We start from the raw sequence: 23,733 nt of genomic DNA on the forward strand, positions 1-23,733 counted from the left end.
ATATTAATACGTTAAATGTCTTTTGAAAATGGCTAATTGATGCGGATTGTGCCCCATAATCGGATAATTGCACCCTTTATTCAATTATTAGGCCTCTCCCCATTCTCATTGCGTCCTTCAATCAGTTAATTGTGCCCTTCATCTGAATCATTCTACCCTTCATGTCGAAGTTTCTCCATCTAACATGACACACCAAACCGCTACCTATCCAATCCAAGCTAACGCTTCAACCCATTAATCCTCTTCGTCAACTCCAAAAACCGCGCATCCAGTTCCGCATACTCCGCGTCCCCCGGCACCATGAAACTGAGCCGCCCAAGAACTTCCTGCCTCTCCGTCTCAAGCTTCAACCTTAATTCCTCCGCATCATTTCGCACGGCAGCCGGCTCACTCAATTGTTTAAGCACCCTGCCATCCTCGATCACGATCACGATCTTCACATCCGTCGTCTTTTCCACAAAATAGCGGTCATGCGATACGACGATCAGCGTGCCGTCATACTGAGCCAGCGTCTCCTCCAGCTGTTCCCGCGAAGGCAAATCAAGGTGGTTCGTCGGCTCATCCAGGATCAATACATCCTTCTCTTCCAAAATATACTTCATGAGCTTGCACTTCACCCGCTCGCCCATGCTCATATCCCGGATTGGTTCCTGCCACTGAGCCGCTGTAAACCCAAGGTGCTTCATGAGTGTCTGCACCCGGCCCCTTCCCTCGAATGTTTCCTTGTAGAAAAGCTGCGCAGGCGTCTCATCAAGCGGAAGATCGAACACCTCCTGGGTCAGATAGCCGATCCCGGCAGAAGGTGATACCCACACATCGCCAAGAAATTCCTCCAGCCCCATGATGATCTTCAGCAAAGTCGTCTTCCCGCTCCCGTTCGGTCCGGTGATCGACACCTTCTCGCCGTGCTGGATCGTGAAATTAGCTCCGCTGAACAGAGGCTTCCCGCCAAATGACTTCGAGAGGTCCTTCACTTCCAGGAACCGCTTGCCCTTTTTATGCTGTGAGTTGATCGAAAACCTCACCACATGATCCTCTTCCACCTGTTCGACCTTCGCTTTCTCAAGCTCCCTCTCCAGCCGCTTCTGCTTCGATTTCACCTGGCTGTCCATCCGCTTCGCCTTTACCCGGTAGAACTCCTTATATCCTTCTTGCTTCGTCGACTGGGCATGGGCCTTATCAGACCAGGAAGTGAGCTCCCGCATCTGGCCCTCGATCCGCTTCACCATCTTCTGCTGCTTTTCATATTCACGCTGCTGCGTCAGCCGCTTCTGCTCGCGGGCTTCCATATAACTTGAATAATTCCCCTTATGCTCGATCAGGCCACCATGTTCAAGCGACCAGATCTTCGTCACCGCTTCGTCGAGAAAGTGGCGGTCATGCGACACCAGGATGATGGTGCCCCTGTATTCCCTGACTTGTTTTTTCAATAAGGATAAACTTTCTCCGTCCAGATGATTCGTCGGCTCATCAAGCAGCAAGAGATCCGCACTTCCGGCAAATCCTTTCGCAAGCCTTGCCTTCAGCTTCTCCCCGCCGCTCAAATGCGTGTATTCATGCGGGGGCACCTGCCATTTTTCCAGGAGTTTCACTTCCTCTGCCGAACCCTCATCTGAAAAATAGTCCTCCGATTCCTGAACGACCATTTCCATGTTCAAGCCGTCCTCCAGCAGGATTATCCGACCCTCCGCCGGCCTAATATCGCCATGAATCAAATTCAGGAGCGTCGACTTCCCTGCACCATTCCGGCCGATGATCCCGATCACGTCCCCTTCCTGCACACTTCCGTTCAAACCTTCAAATAACTTCTCATCCACTATCTCATATCCCACATTCACTAATTTCAGCAGTTCTTTCATAAAATCTTCCCCTTTCCGAAAAAGGAGGACACTAAAAAAATCCTCCCAGTTGATCTGGAAGGATTAGCCGTACCTGTAACGTGCACAAACAAAGCTATCCCTGTGATAGCTCCTGCAGCATCTTTAAAAATGGGCAGACTAATCCTATTTTGGTCCCGAGTTGAAATCAATCTATTTCAATTCATCGCGAAAATAAGATTAGTTCTTCATCGTCCACCCATCACTCCTGTCATTTATTAGTAATTATACTATACCACGGAATCCATGAATGTGGCAAAAGGAAAAAGTTAATAAAGCATATGCCTGCCTTCTCACCCGCTAAAAACTTTTCTTCAATAATTTGCAATTCAGAGAAGATTTAAGCACAAGATAAGTGGTAAGATATACTCTGGAGAATTATTTTCAGAAAGTTTACGATCAATGTGCGGAATGTATACCCAGTCAGAGTGGACAACCCCATTTTACAGGGTGGACCCGCACGGTATATTCATGTGAAAAGGAGAGTTATTATTGGATTCGATTTGGTTAGAATACGGTTGGACATTATTGATTCTTATCGGCCTTGAAGGCCTGTTATCAGCGGATAACGCGCTTGTCCTTGCTGTCATTGCGAAGCACCTTCCTGATGATCAGAAGAAAAAAGCCATCAGCTACGGAATCTTTTTGGCATTCGCCTTCCGTTTTGGTGCGCTGTTTGCGATTTCGTTCATCGCCAATGTCTGGCAGATCCAGGCGATCGGTGCCGCTTACCTGCTTTACCTCGGATTAAAGCACGTAATCAAGGCTAAGTTCGGTAAGAAAAATGAAAATATACGGGAAGACACGGAAGAAGAAGCAAAAGGAAAGGGCTTCTGGCCGACAGTCAGCAAGATCGCCCTCGCCGACCTTGCGTTTGCGATTGATTCGATCCTTGCTGCAGTCGCACTTGCCCTCGGACTCCCAGATTCACCGCTTCCTGATTTCGGAGGCATGGACGGAGGTAAATTCCTGATCGTTGTCCTTGGCGGAATCGCCGGCCTGATCCTCATCAAGTATGCAGCAACATGGTTCGTGAAACTTCTTGAAACACGCCCGGCACTCGAGACAACCGCTTATGCGATCGTTGCCTGGGTCGGTGTGAAGCTTGCCGTCATCACGCTTGCACATGAAGACATCCATGTATTGGCCCATGACTTCCCGCACAGCACACTCTGGACCCTGATTTTCTACGGCGTCCTCGTGGGCATCGCCCTATTCGGCTGGTTCGCACCAAGCAACAAGAACCTGAAAGATAAAGAACTGATGAAATAAAAAAATGGCCTGCCCTCTCAAAGAGGACAGGCCATTTTCTTGTTACATCTTACACCCCGGGGAACCATCCCGGTGTATTGATGATTGCATTCCACAGAGGATCCGGTACAACCAGTTCCTTCTGTTTCTCCTGATCGATTTCCGTCACGATCTCATCTTCTTTTCCTTCTTCAATCTTCTTCACCCAGTCCGGATCGATGATAAGTTCACGGCCGAGCGCCAGAAGCGGCACACCGGTCCCGAATGCCTTCAATGCGTCTTCAGCTGAGTATATTGAACCTACCCCGATTAAAGGCGTACGGTCGCCGATTGTTTCCATCAGATAGTCCATCCGCGGCTTTTCGGTATCCTCCACACCTCTTCTTGGTGTTGAGAAGAACTCGAAAAGGGACACATGGAGATAATCCAGTTCTTTATCGGCAAGTGTATCAACCAATGCCAGCGTATCCCCCATCGAGAAACCTTCCTCTTCAGGCTCTTCAGGTGAAAATCGGTATCCGACAAGGAAAGATGGATCCGCATGCTCTGCGACAACACTTTTCACTTTCTCAACGATCGCAAGCGGGAAAGCCATGCGTTTTTCAAGGCTCCCACCGAAACGGTCTTCACGCTGATTCGTCATTGGAGAGAAAAATTGATGGATGAGGTAGCCGTTCGCACCGTGGATTTCGACACCGTCATAGCCCGCTTCGATCGCACGGCGTGTCGTCTCGCCGAACGCTTCGATGATTTCTTCCACTTCCGCTTCGGACAATGAGCGTGCTTTTTTCTCACCGTTTTCATCCTTCACTTCACTCGCACTTACAACATCCCCGTCCACAAGATCCGGCGGACACTGCACGCCTCCGTGGAAAATCTGCAGGACTGCTTTCGCCCCTTGATCCTTGATTGCTTTTGCCAGTCTTTCAAGGCTTGGGATCATCTCATCGGAATCAGCGCCGAACTCACCCGGGAACCCCTTCCCGTTCGCCGTCACATTCGTACACGCGGTGATAACCATGCTGACATCCTTCGAACGGCGCGCATAGTATTCGACCTCTGCGTCCGTCACATTCCCGTCTTCGTCCGATGAAAAATTAGTCATCGGCGCCATGATGATGCGGTTTTTCAACTCGACTCCGTTTTTAAATGTATATGGAGATAACAGTTCTTTATATTTTCCGTTCATGATTTTGCCTCCTTCAAGTTGTTCAAGAGCTATCATAGTAGATGTGCATATTTTTGACCAACTATCTGCTTATCCGATGTGCGGGCGAAACTCTTCTGCATTACCCGTGAAGTTAATTGATAATAAAAAAGACATTTCGATGATAAAGACCTGTACTCGATTTCAACCCTGTCTTTTTGAGAATATATCTTACCGAGTTTGCCATTTCGATAATAAACTTTTCATTTTCGATAAAAGAACGGCTTTTTCCGATAATAAATCTTTCAATATCGATAATAAAATTAGCGCACGATCGAAAATCAACAAAAATTCCCGTCCAAAAGAAATTGGTCAAGCTATACGCGGGTCAACCTCCCAAGAAATCGGACCATTTCCTAAAATCATTCGGGATTTCCCTTCTTTTTTGCTCATTTTCACCAAAAATAATCCTATCAATCAAAAAAGGACCGGATACCCATCCGATCCCCTTTCTACAATCGAAATCACTCCATGTCCCCGACCTCAATCGTAATCAACGTTCGATCAAGCTGTTCGCGATGGGCAGCATTAATTTTTCTCCTTGATTTGCTGCTAATATCTACCCTTCACTGTTTAAAATAAAAATGCATCCAAGGCATATTGGCCCGGTCCGATCAATGCAACCCCGATTGCCACTGCAATCAGCGTCAGGTTATACTCATAGCCGTTGGACGTCACCCAAATTCCATTTTGTCCGTGCACCTTGATGATCGCCATCAGCATGGTTGCTGCAATCAAGATTCCTGCAAGCGGAGTCAATAGACCAAGTACGAACAACAATCCTCCAACGAACTCTGAAAGGCCTGCAAGCAGAGCCAGCGTAACACCAGGCTTCATCCCGATTGATTCAAACCAGCCGCCTGTTCCCTTCAAGCCATGACCCCCGAACCATCCAAACAACTTCTGCGCTCCGTGACCGATGAATAACACACCAATGACCAGACGAATAATCAATAATCCTAAACTTACCATTTTACATTCCTCCTAATAATTTATCTTGAATTCGAGATATTTACCCAAAAAAATTTATAACTGCATGTAAACGTGTTTGAACAGATTCAGCCCCTCTGTATGCCGTGTCCGCTTCCTGACAAACTATCTTGAAATTAAATATCTTGAATATGAGATAATTTTATATCATTCCCTCTCACGTGTCAATAGGCGTTTTACTATTTTTATAAAAAGCTGTTTTCTAAATGATTGTTGCTATTCGTATATAGGCTTATAACCTGAATGCAGCTTGAAAATCTTCAACAAGAGACGGACGTACAACCCGAAAATGCCGAAGTTCCGGGTTTTTTCTTGTTTGTATAGCAACAAAATATACGAAAAGAGCCTTATAAAATAAAGACCCCTCCCCACTTCAAGGGGTCCACCGGTATTAAAATCCAAGTGCCTGCAAAATATATCCGCCCGCAACCCCAATGATCACAATCATCCAGGCAGGGACTTTCCAAACATTAAGCAGTGCGAATAAAACCGCACCCAGAGCAAAATCCGAACCATCAAGAATCGAGCTTTTGATCACTGGATCATAAAATGCAGCGAGCAGGATTCCGACCACGCTGGCATTCACCCCCATAAGGATTCCCTGGAATGCGGCGCGCTTTCGCAGCTCGCTCAGGAAAGGAAGTGCAGCCACAATGAGCAGGAATGAAGGCAGAAAGATCGCCGCTGTCGCTACCGCAGCCCCTGCAATACCTTCCATCATCGTTCCAAGATAACTCGAAAACGTGAACAACGGACCCGGTACAGCCTGCGCCATTCCGTAACCTGCCAGGAATTCATCAGCCGACAGCAGACCTTGCGGAACGAGTTCCCTTTCAATCATCGGAAGGACCACATGTCCGCCGCCGAACACAAGTGACCCTACCCTGAAGAAGACATCAAAGATATTGAGCAGGCTGCTGTTGAAGGTGTTATTCAAAATTGGAAGAAAGATTAATAATCCGATTAATACAGATAACGAGGCCAATCCGGTTTTTTTCGAAATACTGACGTGGAACGGCTCGATCTTTGATTCAGCCTTATCCTTAAACAGTTTCCACCCCAGCAGGCCGGCAGCCACAATAATCAAGATCTGGATCCACGCTGATGGAGCCACCAGCATGATCACCGCTGCCCCAAGCGCAATCGCGATCATGCTTTTATCCGGTGTCAGTTTTTTCCCCAAGCCGATCAATGCATGGAGTACAACGGCAGCCGCGACTACCTTCAAACTGTGGATAAACCCTGCATCTCCAAGCGTAAAAGTTTGGTAAAGCAGTGCAAAAATCACTAGTACAATCACCGAAGGCAATGTAAATCCAAGGAATGAAATGATCCCTCCCAGGATCCCCCCGCGCAGCATGCCGATCGAAATCCCCACCTGGCTGCTCGCCGGCCCAGGAAGGAACTGGCATAATGCGATCAGATCTGCATACGTCTTATCCGTCAGCCACTTCCTTCTGTCCACATACTCATCCTTAAAATAAGCAAGATGCGCCACAGGTCCGCCAAACGAAGTCAGTCCAAGCTTGGTGGACGTGAATAATATTTCAAGCAGTACCGACCATCTGCTTCTATCTTTAAGCTGTTGATTCAATTTCAAACACCTTCCTTCTACTTGATTTCTTTAAAGAGCTCATAAGCCTTCGCCCTGGCTTCCTGCAGGACGGTATCCCCTTTATCGGTCGTGCGGTAATATTTCCGGATCTTCCCGTCCACATTGACATCTTCCCTGGAGAGGAGCCCGTCCTTTTCCATGCCGTGAAGAATCGGATAGAGCGTCCCGGCGCTGATATCATACCCGTGCTCATGGAGCTCCTCCACCATCCAGGCCCCGTAGACCGGCTCCTCTTTCGCATGGTGAAGGATATGAATGTGGATGAATCCCAGGAACAGTTTCCGCAGTACTTTATTTTCCATAAAAAATCCCTCCCTGCATGCATTATCAAACTTCGATATCGATTTTCGATTTTGATTTTATACCATCTTAAACTCCGATTCAACTCTTTCCACATATCTTTACACAGACGTAACAATCCAACCTAAAAAAGGAACTTCCGTTGAGAAACGAAAGTTCCTTTTCTTCAGCCTCCATACACACTTGCACAAGTCCCGGCTGCCGGTTCATAATAACAGTGATTTTTGAACTGCCCTGCAAACGGCTGCCCGTACCATGTCGGCGGGCACGGTGCATACGGATTGAAATACCATAGGGCATATTTACCCGGGTGCTGCCTCCAGTAATCCAGGTTCTGTTTCGCGAGCCTTTTCTCAACCGATCTCGCTCTGTTATAAAAAAGATTCCCCTTCTGAACCGCTTCAAACGAATAATTACTGCCCTGCACCTGAAAGATGACCTGCCGGATGGTCCTGACATCTCTGAAATCCAGACAATCCGCCACAGCACGGTTTACGATGACATTGCCCACATACAGCATGCCCTGCTTCCCTTCACCCTCAGCTTCGGCCCTCATCATCCTGGCCATCAACGCAACGTCCGCATCTGTATATTTCACTCTTGGCATAATTTTCACCTCAGAAATAGTGTATGAAAAAAGAGTGGGTTGATGTCCGGATTCTTATATTGATGTGTAAAAAAACAGGGCTGCAGATTCCGGTGGAAATGCAGTCCCTGTTTATTAGTGTTTTTTTTTTGCGGATGATGGAGGGAACTGGCTCAAATACGGGTAAATGAGCCAGGCTCAATCTGCGGTGTCTGTGCCTGGCACAAATCGCCCAGATTGTGCCAGGCACAATTAACCCTGATTGTTCCTGGCACAAAACACACCATTTGTTCCTGGCACAAAACCGCCAATCCGTGCCTGACACCGCCTGCCCCCAAAAAACTCACTTATCTTACCTGAACAAATTCAAAAACAACTCCCAGAACCCTTTCTCTTTCTCAGGTTCCGCCTTCTTGACTTTTTTCTCTTCCTTCTCAATGCTCTCCGTCTTGATTACGAACTGGACCGAGGAGACTTTCTTATTCTCAGAAGAAACGAAGGAGACCGGTTTGAAATCGGACTTATCGTATTCTGCCAGCATCTTATCGATTTCAGCCTGCATCTTTTCAGGAAGGTCTTTTGTTTCCTGATGCAATTCAGATGTACCGTCATGGAGCTCGTTCACCCCGCCTGACAGTTCACTTGTTCCGCCGGCAAGCTCAGCGATTCCGGAATGGAGCTTTCCGTAATTCGCGGAAAGCTCACCCACACCGTTTGTATAACTTACAAGTCCTGAGTGGAACTTTCCATATTGGCCTGACAGCTGGCTCAGTCCTTTTTGAAGTTCCGCCAGACCGCTCATGTCCGTTTCCTTCAGGGAAGAGGACAGATTGTTCGAGATCGACGTCAGCTGTCCACTGATTTCCTTCACCGCACCGTTCATTTGATTCAGCGACGGCTCGACTGCTGCAAACGCTTGATTCACGCTGTCATACGTCCCTTTCACCTTTTGCGCAGCTGCATGGGACGCTGCCAGCTTATCGACGACTTCCGGATTCGCCGCACTCTCACGCAAAGCAGCGATATCTTCTTCAGAAACCTGACTGGCCGGAATCTCCTTGATGGCTCCATCCAGTGCGGCATAAGCCTGCGAATAATTATCCTTCAGCTTCGTCATCCCGGCTGCCGTCTCATTTAATCCGCCAGCAAGCTGATTCAGCCCCGCAGGCAGTTCATTCAAACTGGACAAATCCACTTCAGCCGATTGCCCGGATAGGGACTTATTAATGGTTGCAAGCGCATCGCGGATCGAACTTGACGCACCGACTAACTGAGACGACGATCCGTTCAGTTCCCCAAGTCCATTTTTCACCTGTGCAGATCCATCCTGGAGGCTTGCTGCACCGTTATTGAGCTGTGACACCCCGTCCTCTAGCTCAGCCACGCCGTCATTCAACTGGCCGATTGCATCAGACAGTTCGGACATATCATCGGTCATGCCCTCGGTCCCTGTCGTATCGATCGGAAGCGTGGACGGGACCGCAGCGATTTCGACTCCTTTGAATTCAAAGTCCTTCACATCCGCTTCCACTGTCAGCTTCTTCTCTTTTCCAGGCATGACGGTGAAGGTGACCTGCTTATTCTTGCCGGCATTCGCCACCATCCCGTCCCCCGCTTCGATATTTTCATACGTATTCGGGAGGCTCAGTGATACCTGCAGTAAATAGTTTTCGTAAAAAACAGAGTCGCCGCTCGTATTTTCAGCGGTATCGATGTTGATTTCAAGATGCCCGCTCTTTCCGGCAAGCTCAGAGGGATCCACCTTCTGTCCATCGAGTACATAGGAAACCTTCACATCCCACGGAAGCTCCGTCTCTTCACTCATATTCCCTTGATACGTAAATTTCCCTTCGGGGGCTTCCATTTCGATTTTCTTCCCTTCCTGGTTCAGTTCTTTCAGGTCGGTCAGGTTCTTTACGCTGCTGTAGCGGCCGTAATCGAGGATCTTACCTGCGCGAGCGACATCAAACGTATTCACGACATAGATATGATCGAGGCCGCCGTCCGCGGTCAAGGTCGCATACACCACCTCATCCTTCGACGACACCTTCCCTTCCGTTGCAGCCTGGACAGGCACACTCAGAAATGAAGGCAAGAACAGCATCAATGCGAGTGCACTATAGGTCAGTCGTTTTTTTCTCATCATCATTTCTCCTCATAATAGTTTGATTTATATGTCGTTTTCTTATTGAATTTATCAAATACCAGAAGCATCGCCGGCAGCACGAACAATACCATGATGAACGCGAGGAGCGCCCCTCTTCCCATCAAGAGCCCGATGGAACCGACGATCGGATTGGAGGACGTAATCCAAAGGATGAATCCGACACTCGACAGGATCGCCGCTGAAATCGAGATCGAGAACGTTTTTTCATCAAGCGTCCTCACGATGGCCGCTTTCGCAGGCATCTCCTTCCGGTAATGGGTGTACGCTTCCGTGAACAGGATTCCATAGTCGACCGTCGCGGCCAGCTGCACCGTACTGATGATCAAATAGCCGACGAACACGAGCGGCGTATTCGTAAAGTACGGGATCGACAGATTGATCCAGACCGCCGATTCGATGGTGATAAGCAGGATGATCGGAATGGTGATCGACCGGAAGCTGAACAGGAGTACGAGCGCAATCGTCACAACCGTCAGCACGTTGACGACCACATTATCCTTCGTGACCGTATTTTTGATATCATACAGCGTCACGCTTTCGCCAAGCGCAAGGGCATCATCCCCGTAATAATCGGAGGCCGCTTTTTTCACCTTTTCGACGATTGAAAAAGGGACCTCGCCTTCTGTACTCTGATTCGTGTTAATGACGATCCGGCTGTAATTTTCCGAGTAGAATTCATCGGTGATCGACTTGTCGAGATAGTCAGGCGGGATCTCGGTCCCGACCTGATTCACATACGCCATGACGCCCGTGACATAGTCGAGGTTCTCGATATCCTCGACAAGCTCTTTCTCTTTCGCCATATCCCCTTTAGGGACAAGCATGACGATCGGCGTGGTCTCACCGAATGCCTCTTCCACCTTTTTGAAATCACTGCCTACCCGGGTGTCTTCAGGCGCTTCACCCGAACCGTAGATGAACTTAGTGTTCGTCTGCCCCAGAAAAGCCGGCACAATGATCGCGAACACAAGGATCAAACTCGGTATCTTCAATTTGACCACTTTGTTCCCGATACCCTTGAAGTCCGGAACGAAGCTCTTATGCTTCGTTTTATCCATCCATTTATAAAAAACAAGCGTCAGAGCAGGCAGGAAGACCATCACGCTGATGAAACTCAGGACGATCCCCTTCACGAGGTTCACGCCAAGGTCCGACCCGATCTGAAATTCCATGAACGTCAGCGCGATGAAGCCGAAGAACGTCGTCGCCGCACTCGCCGTGATTGCCGGGAACGACTTCTTCATCGCAAGCTTCATCGCTTCTTCAGGATTATCCGTCTCCTTCCGGTAATCCTGGAAGCTGTACAGCAGGAACACCGCGTAATCAAGCGACACCGCCAGCTGCAGGATCGGCGCAACCGACTGCGTCACGAATGACACTTCCCCCAGGAAGATGTTCGTCCCGAGGTTGATCAGAACCGACACCCCGATCGCCGTCAAGAAGAACAGCGGCTCGACCCAAGATGTCGTCGAGAGGACGAGAATCAGAATGATCAGCGGAACGAGAAGCATCCCCGCATACATTGACTCATTGCCGGCCATCTTCTGAGAGTTCGCCGTATTGGCTGCTTCCCCGGCAATCGCCCCTTCTTCCCCGATCAGCTCATAAATTTCGTCCGTGATCCGGACTTCATCACCGGTCCGCACACTGATCGAAAACAGCGCATTCCGGTCTTTATAGTAATTCTCGACCGTATCCCGGTCCGCCACCTCAAGCGGCGTGTTGAGGTCGACCATATCATCAAGCCACATGACGTCAGTCACTCCGTCAATCGACTCCAGTTTTTCCTTATAGGCCATTGCCTCCTGGATCGATACATCGGTGACCATGACCCGGGTATCCGGCACCGCTCCCGTAAATTCTTCCTCCATGGTCTCCATCGCCCGCGTCGCCTCGGCATCATCGGGCAGATAATCGACCATATTATAATTGACCTTCACGAAAAACTGCGCTGCCGTCGACAGGACCGTCAACAGCACAAACACGATCAGCACAGCCTTCTTATGCTTTATAATCCACGATGCAATATTTGTCATTTTTCAACCTCACTTGTTTCTCCAACATTTTCACCTTATCATTATAATAAACACCGTGTTGGATATTCAACGGACAGTTGGGTAGTGAATGTTCTATAGCCAACACTCTTCTGCCATATGTCGGATAACTGACAATGTGGCTGAAATTGGAAAGAAAGGAACATGGATATGACTTCAAAAATGGACAGGCGCAAACAATACACCCGCATGGTTTTAAAAGAAAGCCTCCTGAAGCTGCTTCAGGAAAAATCAATCTCGAATCTCACCATCAAAGAAATCTGCGAAACGGCAGACATCAACCGTTCCACCTACTACGCCCACTACTCGAACCAATACGAGCTGCTCGAATCAATCGAAGAAGAATTCATCGAAGACCTCGTCGCAACGCTTGGCAGGTATAATTTTTCAAAAGAAGAGGAAGCCCTTCAGATGACCGAAAAACTATTCGAATTCCTCGCAGACAAAAACGGAATCTGCAAGATCCTCCTCAGCGAGAACACCGATATGTATTTCTTGAAAAAAGGAATGGGCATCACCCACGAATTCATCTTCAAAAACTGGGTCACCGACAGCCGGATCGACCAGGAAACCTATGAATACATCAATATGTTCATGGTGAGCGGAAGTATTCATGTGATAAAAAATTGGCTGGAAAACGGAATGGATAAAACACCCGGGGAGATGGCGGGGATACTGCATCATTTTATTAATCGGGGGTTGTCGGGGGTGCGGTAAGAGCGGTGAATCATGAAAAACCGGCAGCCGGCCTTTAAAACCGGCCCTCACACGTCGGTCATAAGGCGATGGAGAAGGCACTTGCAGATAATTGTGCCTTTCGTCGATGGAATTCTACCTCTCATTTGATTAATTGCACCCCTTATTTTTTTATTGTGCCTTTCATAAAAAAAATTGCGCCCTTCCCGCCAATAATTGCGCCCTTCGTGTCGAATAATCTTTACCCAAAAAAAAGAAGGGCATCCCACGGACACCCTTCTTCCTTTCAACCAAATCAATCCGTATGGTGAACCGCACAGCGGTTCGGACCGATTTCAAGCTCCTGCTTCCGCGCACGATCAGCATCCTGCACTCCGCGGTTGATCATGATGATTTCTTCGAAGTTTGGCGGTTTGACTGAACTTGCGGATTTCTCCACGTCATCAAGGAATGCTTCCCGGGAAGCGGTGAACATCTTCTCATTTCGCGTCCTGATATTCCCTAATGTGTCGCCGATATATCCGTCTTCATTCAGTTCCGTATCGAAGTCTGCATAGTGGGATGGAAGGACGATGACATCATCCGCAATCTCGGACACTTTTGTGTAGACCGTGTTGTACAGGTCATTCGCCCATTCCCTGACCTTGTTTCCGAGATCGGGTCGGCCGAGCCCGCTGACAAAGATTGTATCGCCGGAGAATAATAGTTTCTTATTCACGAAGAACGATACACTCCCTGGCGTATGGCCCGGTGTCTTCACGGCGAGTACTTCAAGTTCGATGTCCTTGAACACGATTTTCTCATGATCTTCGAATGGGTTGAAATCGAAGACCGCTCCTTCACTCTTCATCAAGTAATAGGATCCGCCTGTTGCATCGGCAAGTTCCTTCCCGCCTGAAATATGGTCGGCGTGCAGGTGTGAGTCCACGATATGGGTGATATTCGCACCCTCAGCCTTTGCAGCTTCCATATACTGATCTACAAATCTCGCCGGATCTATAATCAGTGCTTCGTCATCGGAAACGACCATATACGATAAGCAGCCTTTTCCGACCCGGACAAATTGATAGACCTTGATCTTTTCATCTTCATAGACCTTCGTCTGGTGCAGATGCTCGCTCCAGGATTTCATCCCGCCGCTGAGGTAGGCTGTATCGATTCCCTCTTCATCAAGCATATCAGCCACCAGCATCGAAGACCCTTCTTTCGCACACACAATCAGGATCTCACGGCCGGATGGGAGCTTCGCCTTGATTTCTTCCACACCATCAAGCAGCTCGAAATAAGGTACATTCAAATAATCGAAGTTTTCTCCTTCAATTTTCCAATCCTCGAAGTCACTGACATTGCGGACATCCAGTATAAAGAGGTTTTCTTTATTCAAAATCTTTTCAGTCACATCTGCAGCCGTCCATTTTTTCACAGCCATCACTTTACCCCCTACGGTATATTTATTTATAAAAAAATTTACTTATTCAACAGTTCCATTACTTTATTAGGATCGAAGCCCAGTACCCACTGTCCGTTCACTTCAGTCTGCGGCACACCCATCTGCCCAGTCGTTTCGACTAGTTTCCTTACTGCCACAGGGTCTTCCTGAACATTCACTTCTTTAAATGGAATCCCCTGACCGCTCAGGAAGTTTTTCATCATGGTGCAGTAAGGACAAGTATTTGTCGAGTAAACCGTTACGTTTTGATTCATCATGGATCTCTCCTTTTATTTTGATTAGTTTCATTAGCCTTCATTAAGCGGGGAATTTTTTCTGTTCTCCTTATACCCCTACAGGTATTTTATTTGGTATTTTATAGAATGTCAACGATTTAAGTTGAAGATTTTGTGAACGTGATTTTCCCTTTGTGCCCATACTCTTCTCCCATACTGTGAATACCCTTTAAGAAAGCCCCTTTTAACCAAGCGAGGTGATTAGAATAATGTATTCAAGATACTTACCAGCCGTCCCTCTCATGCCGAGGCAATACTCCGCAAATGTCTGCTCCTACCGGTTGGAAATGCTGGAAAAACAGATTCATGAGCTTGATCGTACGGTCTATAGATTAAGCCGGAAGGTGCACCGGCTGGAACAGCTTGCCGGTTCCACTCGTCATTTCTGAGCCGCGCCATAAAAGCAGGGCCTGAACGTGGATGATGCTCCTGCGTTCAGGCCCTTGTATTTATTCCAACTACCTTATTTCCTTTACAGCACGCTCTGCTGAACGAAGTGCCCCTTCAAGATGCCCGCCGTGTTCCAGGGAGGTTTCTGTCCCGGCAAATAATAGTTTCTTCTCCCAGATCCCCGCATTCACCGGGGGACCGTATGCCGGAAAGGCCGCCATCCGTTCGGCATCTTCCTCAACAGCGGTCAGCGGCTCAGCGGACCAATCTTTATATAACAATGCGATCGGTTTTTCCGCAGCCGGACCGAATAGCCGTTTCAGCTGGTTAAGAACAAGCTGGAGCGTCCTGTCCTTCCCTAGTTCCCTGCGTGTCTCCGCTGGAATCCCAAAGAAACCGAAGAGTGCACCATTCCCTGAAGGAAGCGAGGCATCATGGATTTCCTGAAGGGGGCCTGCCCAGCTCATGGCCTGTCCTGATAAACCTTCTTTGCGCCAGAATGGCCGGTCATACACAGCCACAACCTTTGCATGACCGCCCATCCACGTCGGTTTTTCCAGCAGGCTGGCTGAAAGATCCCGGGGGAGCGGGGGTGAGAACTCAATCTTCCCGGCTGCTATCCGCGGGGGCAGGGCCAGGATGACGGCGGCTGCACGGATCTTCTTCTCTCCAACAGGCTGCTCCACTTCAAGCTCAACAGTCCCTTCCTCACTCATTTGAACGGCCTTCACTGATGAATGCAATTCGACAGTTCCCTCAGGAAGGGTCTCTGCCACGGCTTCTATGAGCGTCCGCACTCCCCCTTCGATCCGCATTGATTTTTCAACAGCACCAGCGGGCAGCACATGCCGCTCTGCAGGTTGACTTTCCGTTTGTTCGAACAGCAGGGCTCCTTCCGTATGCTGTTCAAACACCGGTATGCCCAGTTCACTAATCAAATTCTTAATATAAGTCTCATGCTCCGGCCAGAACCAAGTCGGGCCCAGGTCATACATGCCCGCGTCAGGACCGTTACCTGCGGGTTCACTCAATACCCTGCCCCCGATGCGGCCGCGTGCTTCCAAAACCCGGCATGGGATTCCTTTTGCTATAAGCAGGGAAGCCGCCCTGAGTCCGCTCAGTCCTGCTCCGACAATAATGATGGGATCTTTCATTTGCCAACCTCCTTTTATACAATTTCCTGATTCTTATATGAAAGCAGATTATCAGATTTCCTTATGAAGTACAAAGGAAGAGAACTGTCCCCGCACTTCATCTATACATACAAGACTTTTAACAGAATAGCGATCAGGACAAACGGAACCGGAATGACGGGAATCATCCCCAACAGTCCTATCAAACTTCCTGATTCCCTCCTATGCCGAAACATATAAACAATATTAGGAATAAGGACAATGAAGCTGAGCTGTACGATGGCGATTGCCGCCTCTTCCAGAAACTTACCGCCATCCTCGCCGAAAAAGATGGCTATCATCAACATGAATGCCAATCCCAGATATAGAGGAAATAATTTTATATTAAAGCGTAAATATCTCTTAAACATGGAAATCACCTCTCTACTACATACCACAGGGAGGAGGCTGATTCCCCCTATATAGTTTCAAAACTCGTTTTTGTGTAGAGACTTGAGGAAGGAATCAACCTTCCATGTTGACAATGTATTTTGATCCATGTTAATTTGTATATGCAAATGAAAGAGGTGAAGGTCTTGAAAAACGAAGAGGAAGAAGTCCTTATCCATTGTCTATATTTTACCGCCAGCCGCTTTGCGCGCAATATTACTAAACTGGCTGAAAAGTTCCTTGATGCCGGTGAGCTGGCCCCTTCCTATTTTTATATGATCATGGTCGTTCACTTCCATCCGGAAATCACTCAGAAAGAGCTGTGCCGGAAACTGTCGATTGCTCCTTCGACCAGCACCCGCTTCATCGATAAGCTCGAAAAGAAACAACTCGTCTCAAGAAAGATGTCTGGAAAACAGACGTTTATCTCCCTGACACAAGAAGGAGAAGAAATGTACAGACAGTTCCGCGTTTCAATCAAGGAACTATTCGATGATTATTCCGAAACATTGGGAAGAGATTTCAGCCTTAACTTAAGCAGAATGCTGCACGAGGCAAGCAACAAGCTGGAAAAAGAAGAGTGATTGCATGAAGAGCTCTTTTTTACCTATTCATTTGCATATACAAACAACCTCTTCTCACCGTCTTTTTCATTCTATCATTTGCACATACAAATAAAACGACTGACCATATCCGCTTATTTTTTTACTCTATCATTTGCATATACAAATATCATTCTAATCAGGAGGAAACAAATATGAAGAAAACCATCGTCATCATCGGAGCAGGTAAAGGAATCAGCTTTCAGGCTGCAAAAACATTCGGAGCGAAAGGATTTAACGTCGCCCTGATTTCACGCACTCAGGAATCGTTGGAAAAACTGGAACAGAATCTGGCTTCGCAGAAGATCAATGCGAAAGGTTTTCAAGGAGACGTTTCATCTCCTGCCTCACTGCGGAAGGCGCTGCGTTCAGTAAGAGCAGCATTTGGAGAAACAATCGATGTCCTTCTCTACAATGCGGCTTCGATCAAACCCGGAAACCCGACAACGATCAGTCCGGAAGACTTCGTATATGATTTCAAAGTCAACACGGCAGGAGCGCTTACTGCCGTGCAGGAAGTCCTGCCTGACTTAGAAGCGCGCGCAGGCTCCATCCTCCTTACAGGGGGCGGCCTTGCACTGAATCCATATGCAGAATATGCTTCCCTTTCTGTTGGGAAAGCGGCCCTGCGGAATCTCGCATACAGCCTGAATCAGGAACTCAGCCCAAAGGGAGTATACGCAGGAACCTTGACCATCAACGGATTTGTACAGGAAGACACCTATTTTTCAGCAGAAAATATCGCCGAAGCCATTTATGACATGCATATAGACCGCACTAACGCAGAAGTGGTGTATGGACAGGAGGAAAAATCACAATGAAAACACTCGTCATCGTCGCACATCCGAATATCAACGAATCCAGGATAAACAAAACCTGGAAACAAAGATTATCAGAGGAACCGGACATCACTGTTCACGATTTATACGAAGAATATCCCCATAAGCATATCGATGTCGAAAGGGAACAGGCGCTTCTCCTCGCTCATGACAGAATCGTCTTCCAATTCCCTTTCTACTGGTACAGCAGCCCTTCACTATTAAAAGAATGGCAGGACGCCGTACTCACATATGGCTGGGCATACGGTTCCGAGGGGACAAAACTGCACGGGAAGGATTTCATGCTGGCCATTTCAACAGGCGGGCCCGAAGCAGCCTATCAGGCAGGAGGGTACAACCACTACAGTATGAGCGAACTCACAAAGCCTTTCCAGGCAACGGCCAATTTGACAGGGATGCGCTTCCTCCCTTCTTTCGTGCTTCAAGGGGTGCGGATGCTGGGTGAAGATCAGGTGAGGGAGAGTGCAGAAGAGTATATCAATCACATTACGTTATCCAGGTAAAAAAATTCATCAAATTTAAAGGAGATATCCATTAGGACATCTCCTTTTTGCTATAAAACTTATAACAAATCAGGTTAGAACTTCACTGAATATCCATGAAAACCGGCAAACGGTCCTTGCAGCCGGCCATCACAGACTGTAGAAAGGCTATGGAGAAGGCAGTCGGGGCTAATTGCACCCTTCATCAAGGGAATAGTGCCTTTCAATTGATTAATTACACCCCATATTTTTTTATTATGCCCTTCGTAAAAATAATTGCGCCCTTCCCGCTGTAAATTATGCCCTTCATGTCGAATAATCTTTATCATAAGAAGAAACCAGTCTCTGCAGCCAGGCATTTGATCAGGAATGATAAGAAAACCAAAATAAAGCCGCCATTTGGCTTACTTATTCCAATGCGCGTATGCGTCATCTTCAAGGACCAAACCATTGTTTACACGCAGACAAAACGATGCGTATGCTTTTAATTAGGTTGATTACCGTTTTCCCCATCTAATTCAAACGGTGAATATACCCCATCATAATCAACGATCGTCACCATTCCCCTGTCGGCATGATTGTTATCGTGGCAGTGGAACAGCCACTCTCCCGGGTTCTCCGCCTTGAAATAGATAACGTATTCTTCTCCCGGTTTCACATGGATGAGGTCCTTCACGATTGGCTGGTCGAATTCTTCCCCGTTTTTTGAGTTGACTTGAAACCGGTGACCATGCAAATGCATAGGATGATTCATCCTGCCTGTATTTTTCAATGTAACCTTCACTATGTCTCCTTCATTTACTTCTATCGGCGGCGTATCGGGAAAGGTTTTATCATTGATTTGAAATGACATGCCTTCTCCCATATCCATCCCCATGCTTAAGTCCATCGTGTAATTTACATCAGGGGTAGGTGTTTCTTTGAATATGGTGTTTTCACTTCCATACGATATCCCTTTGGAGACACCTTTTCCGGAAGCCAGCACTGCTTTGTCTTTGGAGGCATTATTCCCTGATACAATTGGAATCACCATGTCTTCTGCATTTTTTACATTCTGTTCCTGGCCGATGAACATCGTTTCTTCGTTCAGTTTGGTAAACTCTACATCAAATCGTTCACCCGGTGCAATTTCCAGTACATTGGAGGTATTCCCTTCTGACACAACTTTTTCTCCGTCACTGGCAATTACACGCATGGAACCTTCGGGGAACACTAACTTGTGCACCTGGTAACCCGCATTGACGAATCGCAATCTTGCTTTTTCACCTTTTTCCATCTTAAGGGGCTCAATGGCATCAGCTGATTTTCCATTCACTGTGAACGTGTCATACATTTGTTTCGTATCCGCTTCCCCGTCACCGGACATCGCACCCTTCATCATTCCCCCCATATTGGATAAATCACGTTTTTCCTGATCTACTGCCCATTCATCAAGAATGAAAAATTCATCTTTTTCATACTCTTTTTCTTTTTCTTCAATGACCAACGGGCCATACAAGCCTTTATCCACCTGTTTTGAGCTTTGTTGATGAGAATGATACCAGTAAGTACCGGCATCATTTGCAATAAACTCATAGGTGAAACTTTCTCCAGGCTGCACCGCATCTTGAGTCAGTCCGGGAACTCCATCCATCTTGTTCGGCAAGAGGACACCATGCCAGTGAATCGTGACCGGTACATCAAGCTCGTTCTTCAGATTCACTTTTACATAATCACCTTCTGTAACCGTGATCGGCTCCCCTGGCACTGTTCCATTATAGGTCCAGGCGTTTACCGATTTCCCATCACTGATTTTCCATTCTTTTTCCTGGGCGGTTAAATTGAATGTCTTTACATCCCGGTCCCCTTTTTCCTGGGCGCCGACCTCCAATATACTCTTACCACCATTTTTAACTCCCTCAGGTAATGACCCGCTTCCGCTTTGGTTCCAAGGGGAATTAAGATAAACCACTACTCCAATGACCAAAAGGATTGCAATTAAAACAGTTCCAATTATTTTCTTATTCATCGATGAGTCTCCTTACTATTCGCCGATATCAATCCTCTATTGATCCAGCTTTCTTTTCAGACGATCATATTCTTCTTCCGTAATATCTCCCTTTGCGAGCCTCTCTTTTAACACATTCAATGCCTGGTTACTATTTTGATTAGAATGGTGAGACTCATTTTTTGGATTAGACCTCATCATCCAAATGAAAATGGCTATAATGGCAATAACAATAAGTACAAACAGAAAACCTGTTCCGAAAAATCCTCCACCCATACCTCCGCCGTTCATCATAAAATCATCTCCTTTGATGGTGTTATTTACGCTTTTTCCTCGTTTCAAACAAATACCTCGTACCCTATAGGATTCTACCCTGAATTTTTGCAGAAAATATGTAGGGGGAGGCAAATTGTGTGGGGAGGCTTTCCGAGAATGAAAAACACATAAAAGGATACTCCTCAAATAATTGAAGAGTATCCTTTTCTTTTGTCATGTATTCTTTTTATAAGTACCATCCAGCCCGACCATCCGACCTTCTGCAATCTTCACACCTCTTTGGCAGTGAGAATCCCTTCTGCTTATAAAACTTCCGCTCTCCGACAGTAAACATGAACCGCTCGCCGCACTCCCAGCATTTCAATCTTAAGTCCTCAGGCGCCGAACCTTCCAACGCTTCTTTAAGGAGTACCTCCCTTTCTTGTGAAGCTTGTCCGTCAATTCCTTCCTGCTGCTCCATCGCATGAATCACTTCCTTGATTTCAGCCCGAACCTTTTTATAATCTACTTTCTCCCATGCTTCTAAAAAAGGGAGGAACGCCCGATCACCCGATTCCTTGATTTTTTTAAGCATCAAAAGAATCATCCCTCGGTCCCGGTCTTTAAGATAGGTCATGTCCGGTACTGGCTCCCCCTCTTTTACCCACTCTCTCCATTCATCGATCAGTTCATCTGCATACTGATCAGATTCAATCTGCCAGCCCCGCTCTGTATACACAATCATCGGGAGTTTTCCGAAATATTCGACGTCAAGGAAGTCATGATCGATCATCCAGTCCACTTTCTTCATGATGTCATCAAGTTTCTCCGACTTGAAATACCCGTACATTGGACAGGTATCCAATTCCAGCTGGAGCACTTTCTTATCTTTTGAACCTTTTAAGATTTTGGAAAGAAGAGACCTTCCTCCCTGTGCAATAATCGAATCTGCGGCCCTTAGGATGGCCTTTATATCTTTTTGGGATAGCTTTTCTATACGATTGTCCATTAAAACGGCAGCTCCTCATCGTTTATAGAGGCGTCAATTTTCTTTCTGTTTACAGACTTTTCACTACTGTCTATCCGCGCAGTCTTACCTTCAATAATCCGGCCAAACTTCTCTTCATATAATTCACTGATCCAGACCTTCACTGGAGCTTTCCACTTCTGACTCTTTGAAGGGATATTCTTTATCAAACTCTTCGGTGACATCCCGAGTTCTTTCGCCATTTGAATATCAGCTGAATTTATCCTGCAATGCTTCTTAGCTTCAGCCCAGACATCAGCATTCTTCTTTTTGGCCATGGTGAATCCTCCTTCCTTGCTGAAAGAACAACCCTCCTGCATCCTGGTTCATTGTTCCCCTCTATTTTTTATATTTTAACCGTCTTACTTATATGAAAAACTGAGCCCCTAAACACAGTATTGCCGACAGGTTTATTTTATCTTCCCTAATTCGCTTAGAAAAGCCGGCCTTCTTCTATATAGATCCATTAACTCATCTATCAACTCTACTTGTTTCGGCTTGCCTGCAATTCTCTTATAATTTATTAATTTTTGACACACCTTTTGGTAAGCTTTCCGATTGGAAGAAGAACTTGCAGCATCCCGTATATAACCCTTATAAACTTCATCGACCTTTTCTTTATCATGCTCAATTAATTTATGTGCGTATTCTTCAATATATCTGGGATTGCTTTTAACAAATAATAATAATTCTTCCAGGTCATTTTCTTCATCTATCAATTTTAGAAACATACTTCTCGCCTGCCAGCTTTTGGCTGACTTTAGTTCTTGTTTTAAGTGTCTATAGAAATCCTCTTTATTTTCTGAGGTTAATTCTTTTAAGTCTTCGTAATAGGAAAAATCTCCTTGAAACAAAAATTCCTTCGCCAGCATATACTGTTGTTCACGTAATGAAAGGTTCCTATAGGCTAGGTATCTGAACGTTTTCCATTTCGATATTAACCCCGGATATTGATGGTCCTTTGCTTCTCCTTCTTTGGCCAACTCAATGACCTCATGATCGTTTTTCTCCAGCAGCAGCTTATTCAATAAATGCTCTCTAAAAGCTGTATATTGCAAGTGCTCATAAATAAACTCTTCGGCTTCTTCTTGTGTTCCATATTTCTTTGTCAATTCAAGCAATAATTGCAGCATGCTTTCAATCTCATAAGGTGAATACCGATCACTTGATCTTTCATCCAACATCGATTCAATTTTGTCAATCAGCCGCTTCCTCAGCGTTATATCATCTACAAGTTCACAGCAGATACTCAACAAATCAATTTTGTAATCGTTCCACCCATCTAGAACGTCGTTTTCAACCTGTCCTAATAGCACTCCGAAAATTTCTGACTGGAGAGGATCTGTATCATCGATGCCAAAAACGATCTCTTCGATTAATTCAAGGGTTTCGTCAACCAGGGAGCCAATATCTCCGTCAGAATCATCTGCATATTGAAATGCACCTATCGCTTCCTCAAATAAAAGAAATGCGATTTCCAGGGCCAAAAGTGTATCTTCAACTTGTCGTGCCTTTTCTGCTACCTCTTCCATTTCTGTGACAAATCCTCTAGTAAGACGATACCTGATAAAACCTTCTCTGCCAGTATATTTCCTGATGATAGAATCTATTAATCTGCGGCAGTCTTCAAGGTCCTGCTGATCGTCCCCTTTTGAGAATTTAACCAGGAGAGCGTTTTCCAACGCAGGGTCCTGATTCGTTATATCTACGATAATATCAGTCAACTCTTCTTTTGAAAGACCTTTTAAAACCATATGAAGGTCTGATTGCCCATCATTTCCCTTGATATCTTCAACATCTTCATTCAACATCTTCGATAATCTAAAATATGCAGCAACCTCATGTTTACATACAGGTCCAAAATCATAAGGGCAATCACATTTGGAAAAAAGAATCTCACCGTCATCTGCCATCTCAACCAGCACTTCGTAATCATCACTTCCCTCCACATGAAAAAGAAAAGTGTTTTCGCTCTGTTTAGACGCCTTCGTGACATTGCCATCAATGTAATAGCCATATCCCCTGACTAGAATTGTTTTATCTATATACCTCTTGAAATCATGAATATTCATTTCAGGTCCACCTTAATGAATTATAATTGAAAGTTTTTCTACTGAAGAT

Annotated in this window: 23 protein-coding genes; 6 read left to right on the forward strand and 17 right to left on the reverse strand. The window is 46.4% G+C overall.

The annotated features are described in order from the left end of the window. Positions 1-218: 218 nt before the first annotated feature. A complete protein-coding gene (abc-f, locus tag AS034_RS13530) occupies positions 219-1,859 on the reverse strand; it encodes a ribosomal protection-like ABC-F family protein (protein ID WP_058298897.1) in 1,641 nt (546 codons plus the stop codon). 510 nt (positions 1,860-2,369) lie between these two features. On the opposite strand from abc-f, the gene AS034_RS13535 reads away from it, so the two are divergent. Then, positions 2,370-3,149, forward strand: a complete 780-nt coding sequence (locus AS034_RS13535) for a TerC family protein (RefSeq protein WP_032085701.1) — start codon at positions 2,370-2,372, stop codon at positions 3,147-3,149. A 49-nt stretch (positions 3,150-3,198) separates the two neighbouring features. On the opposite strand, the gene AS034_RS13540 is transcribed toward AS034_RS13535, so the two are convergent. The 7 genes from AS034_RS13540 to AS034_RS13570 all read right to left on the reverse strand — a co-directional run bounded on the left by AS034_RS13540 (position 3,199) and on the right by AS034_RS13570 (position 12,029). Then, on the reverse strand, positions 3,199-4,317 hold the full coding sequence (locus AS034_RS13540) for an NADH-dependent flavin oxidoreductase (protein WP_058298898.1): 1,119 nt from the start codon (positions 4,315-4,317) through the stop codon (positions 3,199-3,201). 591 nt (positions 4,318-4,908) lie between these two features. Beyond that, complete coding sequence (locus AS034_RS13545) at positions 4,909-5,307, reverse strand: DoxX family protein (RefSeq protein ID WP_058298899.1); 399 nt, start codon at positions 5,305-5,307, stop codon at positions 4,909-4,911. 409 nt (positions 5,308-5,716) lie between these two features. Continuing rightward, positions 5,717-6,925, reverse strand: coding sequence for a chromate efflux transporter (gene chrA / locus AS034_RS13550; protein WP_419184987.1), 1,209 nt, complete (start codon positions 6,923-6,925; stop codon positions 5,717-5,719). Positions 6,926-6,936: 11 nt separating this feature from the next. Then, the gene (locus AS034_RS13555; RefSeq protein WP_058298900.1) at positions 6,937-7,242 is read right to left on the reverse strand and encodes a PadR family transcriptional regulator; all 306 of its coding nucleotides are present in this window, start codon (positions 7,240-7,242) and stop codon (positions 6,937-6,939) included. A gap of 164 nt (positions 7,243-7,406) precedes the next feature. Further along, complete coding sequence (locus AS034_RS13560) at positions 7,407-7,847, reverse strand: cell wall hydrolase (RefSeq protein WP_032085696.1); 441 nt, start codon at positions 7,845-7,847, stop codon at positions 7,407-7,409. Between the two features lie 331 nt (positions 7,848-8,178). Next, positions 8,179-9,969: a hypothetical protein gene (locus tag AS034_RS13565; protein ID WP_074440025.1), complete on the reverse strand. Its 1,791-nt coding sequence runs from the start codon at positions 9,967-9,969 to the stop codon at positions 8,179-8,181. 2 nt (positions 9,970-9,971) lie between these two features. Beyond that, entirely contained in the window at positions 9,972-12,029 is a 2,058-nt protein-coding gene (locus AS034_RS13570) for an efflux RND transporter permease subunit (protein WP_058298902.1), read from the reverse strand. A gap of 168 nt (positions 12,030-12,197) precedes the next feature. Between AS034_RS13570 and AS034_RS13575 the strand changes: the two genes are divergently transcribed. Beyond that, complete coding sequence (locus tag AS034_RS13575; RefSeq protein WP_058299144.1) at positions 12,198-12,764, forward strand: TetR/AcrR family transcriptional regulator; 567 nt, start codon at positions 12,198-12,200, stop codon at positions 12,762-12,764. 274 nt (positions 12,765-13,038) lie between these two features. On the opposite strand, the gene AS034_RS13580 is transcribed toward AS034_RS13575, so the two are convergent. Together AS034_RS13580 and AS034_RS13585 are read right to left on the reverse strand one after the other, a co-directional pair. Next, positions 13,039-14,172 carry an MBL fold metallo-hydrolase gene (locus AS034_RS13580; protein ID WP_058298903.1) on the reverse strand — a complete coding sequence of 378 codons (1,134 nt, stop codon included), beginning with the start codon at positions 14,170-14,172 and terminating at the stop codon, positions 13,039-13,041. Positions 14,173-14,210: 38 nt separating this feature from the next. Continuing rightward, complete coding sequence (locus tag AS034_RS13585; protein WP_058298904.1) at positions 14,211-14,447, reverse strand: glutaredoxin family protein; 237 nt, start codon at positions 14,445-14,447, stop codon at positions 14,211-14,213. 230 nt (positions 14,448-14,677) lie between these two features. On the opposite strand from AS034_RS13585, the gene AS034_RS13590 reads away from it, so the two are divergent. Next, positions 14,678-14,857, forward strand: a complete 180-nt coding sequence (locus tag AS034_RS13590) for a hypothetical protein (protein WP_058298905.1) — start codon at positions 14,678-14,680, stop codon at positions 14,855-14,857. Between the two features lie 69 nt (positions 14,858-14,926). On the opposite strand, the gene AS034_RS13595 is transcribed toward AS034_RS13590, so the two are convergent. Further along, positions 14,927-16,012 carry a flavin monoamine oxidase family protein gene (locus AS034_RS13595; protein WP_058298906.1) on the reverse strand — a complete coding sequence of 362 codons (1,086 nt, stop codon included), beginning with the start codon at positions 16,010-16,012 and terminating at the stop codon, positions 14,927-14,929. 101 nt (positions 16,013-16,113) lie between these two features. Further along, on the reverse strand, positions 16,114-16,401 hold the full coding sequence (locus AS034_RS13600) for a hypothetical protein (RefSeq protein WP_058298907.1): 288 nt from the start codon (positions 16,399-16,401) through the stop codon (positions 16,114-16,116). A 165-nt stretch (positions 16,402-16,566) separates the two neighbouring features. Here AS034_RS13600 and AS034_RS13605 point away from each other — a divergent pair, with 165 nt between their 5' ends. From AS034_RS13605 to AS034_RS13615, 3 genes are all read left to right on the forward strand, one after another. Next, complete coding sequence (locus AS034_RS13605; protein ID WP_058298908.1) at positions 16,567-17,004, forward strand: MarR family winged helix-turn-helix transcriptional regulator; 438 nt, start codon at positions 16,567-16,569, stop codon at positions 17,002-17,004. Between the two features lie 173 nt (positions 17,005-17,177). Further along, positions 17,178-17,843, forward strand: coding sequence for an SDR family NAD(P)-dependent oxidoreductase (locus AS034_RS13610; RefSeq protein ID WP_058298909.1), 666 nt, complete (start codon positions 17,178-17,180; stop codon positions 17,841-17,843). Then, positions 17,840-18,364 (forward strand): NAD(P)H-dependent oxidoreductase, encoded by a 525-nt coding sequence (locus tag AS034_RS13615; protein WP_058298910.1) that lies wholly within the window; start codon positions 17,840-17,842, stop codon positions 18,362-18,364. The genes AS034_RS13610 and AS034_RS13615 overlap by 4 nt, the downstream gene beginning before the upstream one ends. A 463-nt stretch (positions 18,365-18,827) precedes the next feature. On the opposite strand, the gene AS034_RS13620 is transcribed toward AS034_RS13615, so the two are convergent. From AS034_RS13620 to AS034_RS13640, 5 genes are all read right to left on the reverse strand, one after another. Next, entirely contained in the window at positions 18,828-20,351 is a 1,524-nt protein-coding gene (locus AS034_RS13620) for a multicopper oxidase family protein (RefSeq protein ID WP_058298911.1), read from the reverse strand. Positions 20,352-20,387: 36 nt separating this feature from the next. Continuing rightward, complete coding sequence (locus AS034_RS13625; protein WP_141687719.1) at positions 20,388-20,672, reverse strand: SHOCT domain-containing protein; 285 nt, start codon at positions 20,670-20,672, stop codon at positions 20,388-20,390. Between the two features lie 160 nt (positions 20,673-20,832). Continuing rightward, entirely contained in the window at positions 20,833-21,594 is a 762-nt protein-coding gene (locus AS034_RS13630; RefSeq protein WP_058298912.1) for an RQC-minor-1 family DNA-binding protein, read from the reverse strand. Further along, positions 21,594-21,890 carry a hypothetical protein gene (locus tag AS034_RS13635; RefSeq protein ID WP_058298913.1) on the reverse strand — a complete coding sequence of 99 codons (297 nt, stop codon included), beginning with the start codon at positions 21,888-21,890 and terminating at the stop codon, positions 21,594-21,596. The genes AS034_RS13630 and AS034_RS13635 overlap by 1 nt, the downstream gene beginning before the upstream one ends. A 132-nt stretch (positions 21,891-22,022) precedes the next feature. After that, positions 22,023-23,684 (reverse strand): SWIM zinc finger family protein, encoded by a 1,662-nt coding sequence (locus AS034_RS13640; RefSeq protein WP_058298914.1) that lies wholly within the window; start codon positions 23,682-23,684, stop codon positions 22,023-22,025. Positions 23,685-23,733: the final 49 nt, after the last annotated feature.

The sequence above is a fragment of the [Bacillus] enclensis genome (assembly GCF_001456935.1).
Classification (GTDB): domain Bacteria; phylum Bacillota; class Bacilli; order Bacillales; family Bacillaceae_B; genus Rossellomorea; species Rossellomorea enclensis.

Coding starts and splice junctions, on each gene's coding strand:
- abc-f (WP_058298897.1), bottom strand. CDS start 1,859: ATGAAAGAACTGCTGAAATTAGTGAATGTGGGATATGAGATAGTGGAT.
- AS034_RS13540 (WP_058298898.1), bottom strand. CDS start 4,317: ATGAACGGAAAATATAAAGAACTGTTATCTCCATATACATTTAAAAAC.
- AS034_RS13545 (WP_058298899.1), bottom strand. CDS start 5,307: ATGGTAAGTTTAGGATTATTGATTATTCGTCTGGTCATTGGTGTGTTA.
- AS034_RS13555 (WP_058298900.1), bottom strand. CDS start 7,242: ATGGAAAATAAAGTACTGCGGAAACTGTTCCTGGGATTCATCCACATT.
- AS034_RS13560 (WP_032085696.1), bottom strand. CDS start 7,847: ATGCCAAGAGTGAAATATACAGATGCGGACGTTGCGTTGATGGCCAGG.
- AS034_RS13565 (WP_074440025.1), bottom strand. CDS start 9,969: ATGAGAAAAAAACGACTGACCTATAGTGCACTCGCATTGATGCTGTTC.
- AS034_RS13570 (WP_058298902.1), bottom strand. CDS start 12,029: ATGACAAATATTGCATCGTGGATTATAAAGCATAAGAAGGCTGTGCTG.
- AS034_RS13575 (WP_058299144.1), top strand. CDS start 12,198: ATGACTTCAAAAATGGACAGGCGCAAACAATACACCCGCATGGTTTTA.
- AS034_RS13580 (WP_058298903.1), bottom strand. CDS start 14,172: ATGGCTGTGAAAAAATGGACGGCTGCAGATGTGACTGAAAAGATTTTG.
- AS034_RS13585 (WP_058298904.1), bottom strand. CDS start 14,447: ATGAATCAAAACGTAACGGTTTACTCGACAAATACTTGTCCTTACTGC.
- AS034_RS13590 (WP_058298905.1), top strand. CDS start 14,678: ATGTATTCAAGATACTTACCAGCCGTCCCTCTCATGCCGAGGCAATAC.
- AS034_RS13595 (WP_058298906.1), bottom strand. CDS start 16,012: ATGAAAGATCCCATCATTATTGTCGGAGCAGGACTGAGCGGACTCAGG.
- AS034_RS13600 (WP_058298907.1), bottom strand. CDS start 16,401: ATGTTTAAGAGATATTTACGCTTTAATATAAAATTATTTCCTCTATAT.
- AS034_RS13610 (WP_058298909.1), top strand. CDS start 17,178: ATGAAGAAAACCATCGTCATCATCGGAGCAGGTAAAGGAATCAGCTTT.
- AS034_RS13615 (WP_058298910.1), top strand. CDS start 17,840: ATGAAAACACTCGTCATCGTCGCACATCCGAATATCAACGAATCCAGG.
- AS034_RS13620 (WP_058298911.1), bottom strand. CDS start 20,351: ATGAATAAGAAAATAATTGGAACTGTTTTAATTGCAATCCTTTTGGTC.
- AS034_RS13630 (WP_058298912.1), bottom strand. CDS start 21,594: ATGGACAATCGTATAGAAAAGCTATCCCAAAAAGATATAAAGGCCATC.
- AS034_RS13635 (WP_058298913.1), bottom strand. CDS start 21,890: ATGGCCAAAAAGAAGAATGCTGATGTCTGGGCTGAAGCTAAGAAGCAT.
- AS034_RS13640 (WP_058298914.1), bottom strand. CDS start 23,684: ATGAATATTCATGATTTCAAGAGGTATATAGATAAAACAATTCTAGTC.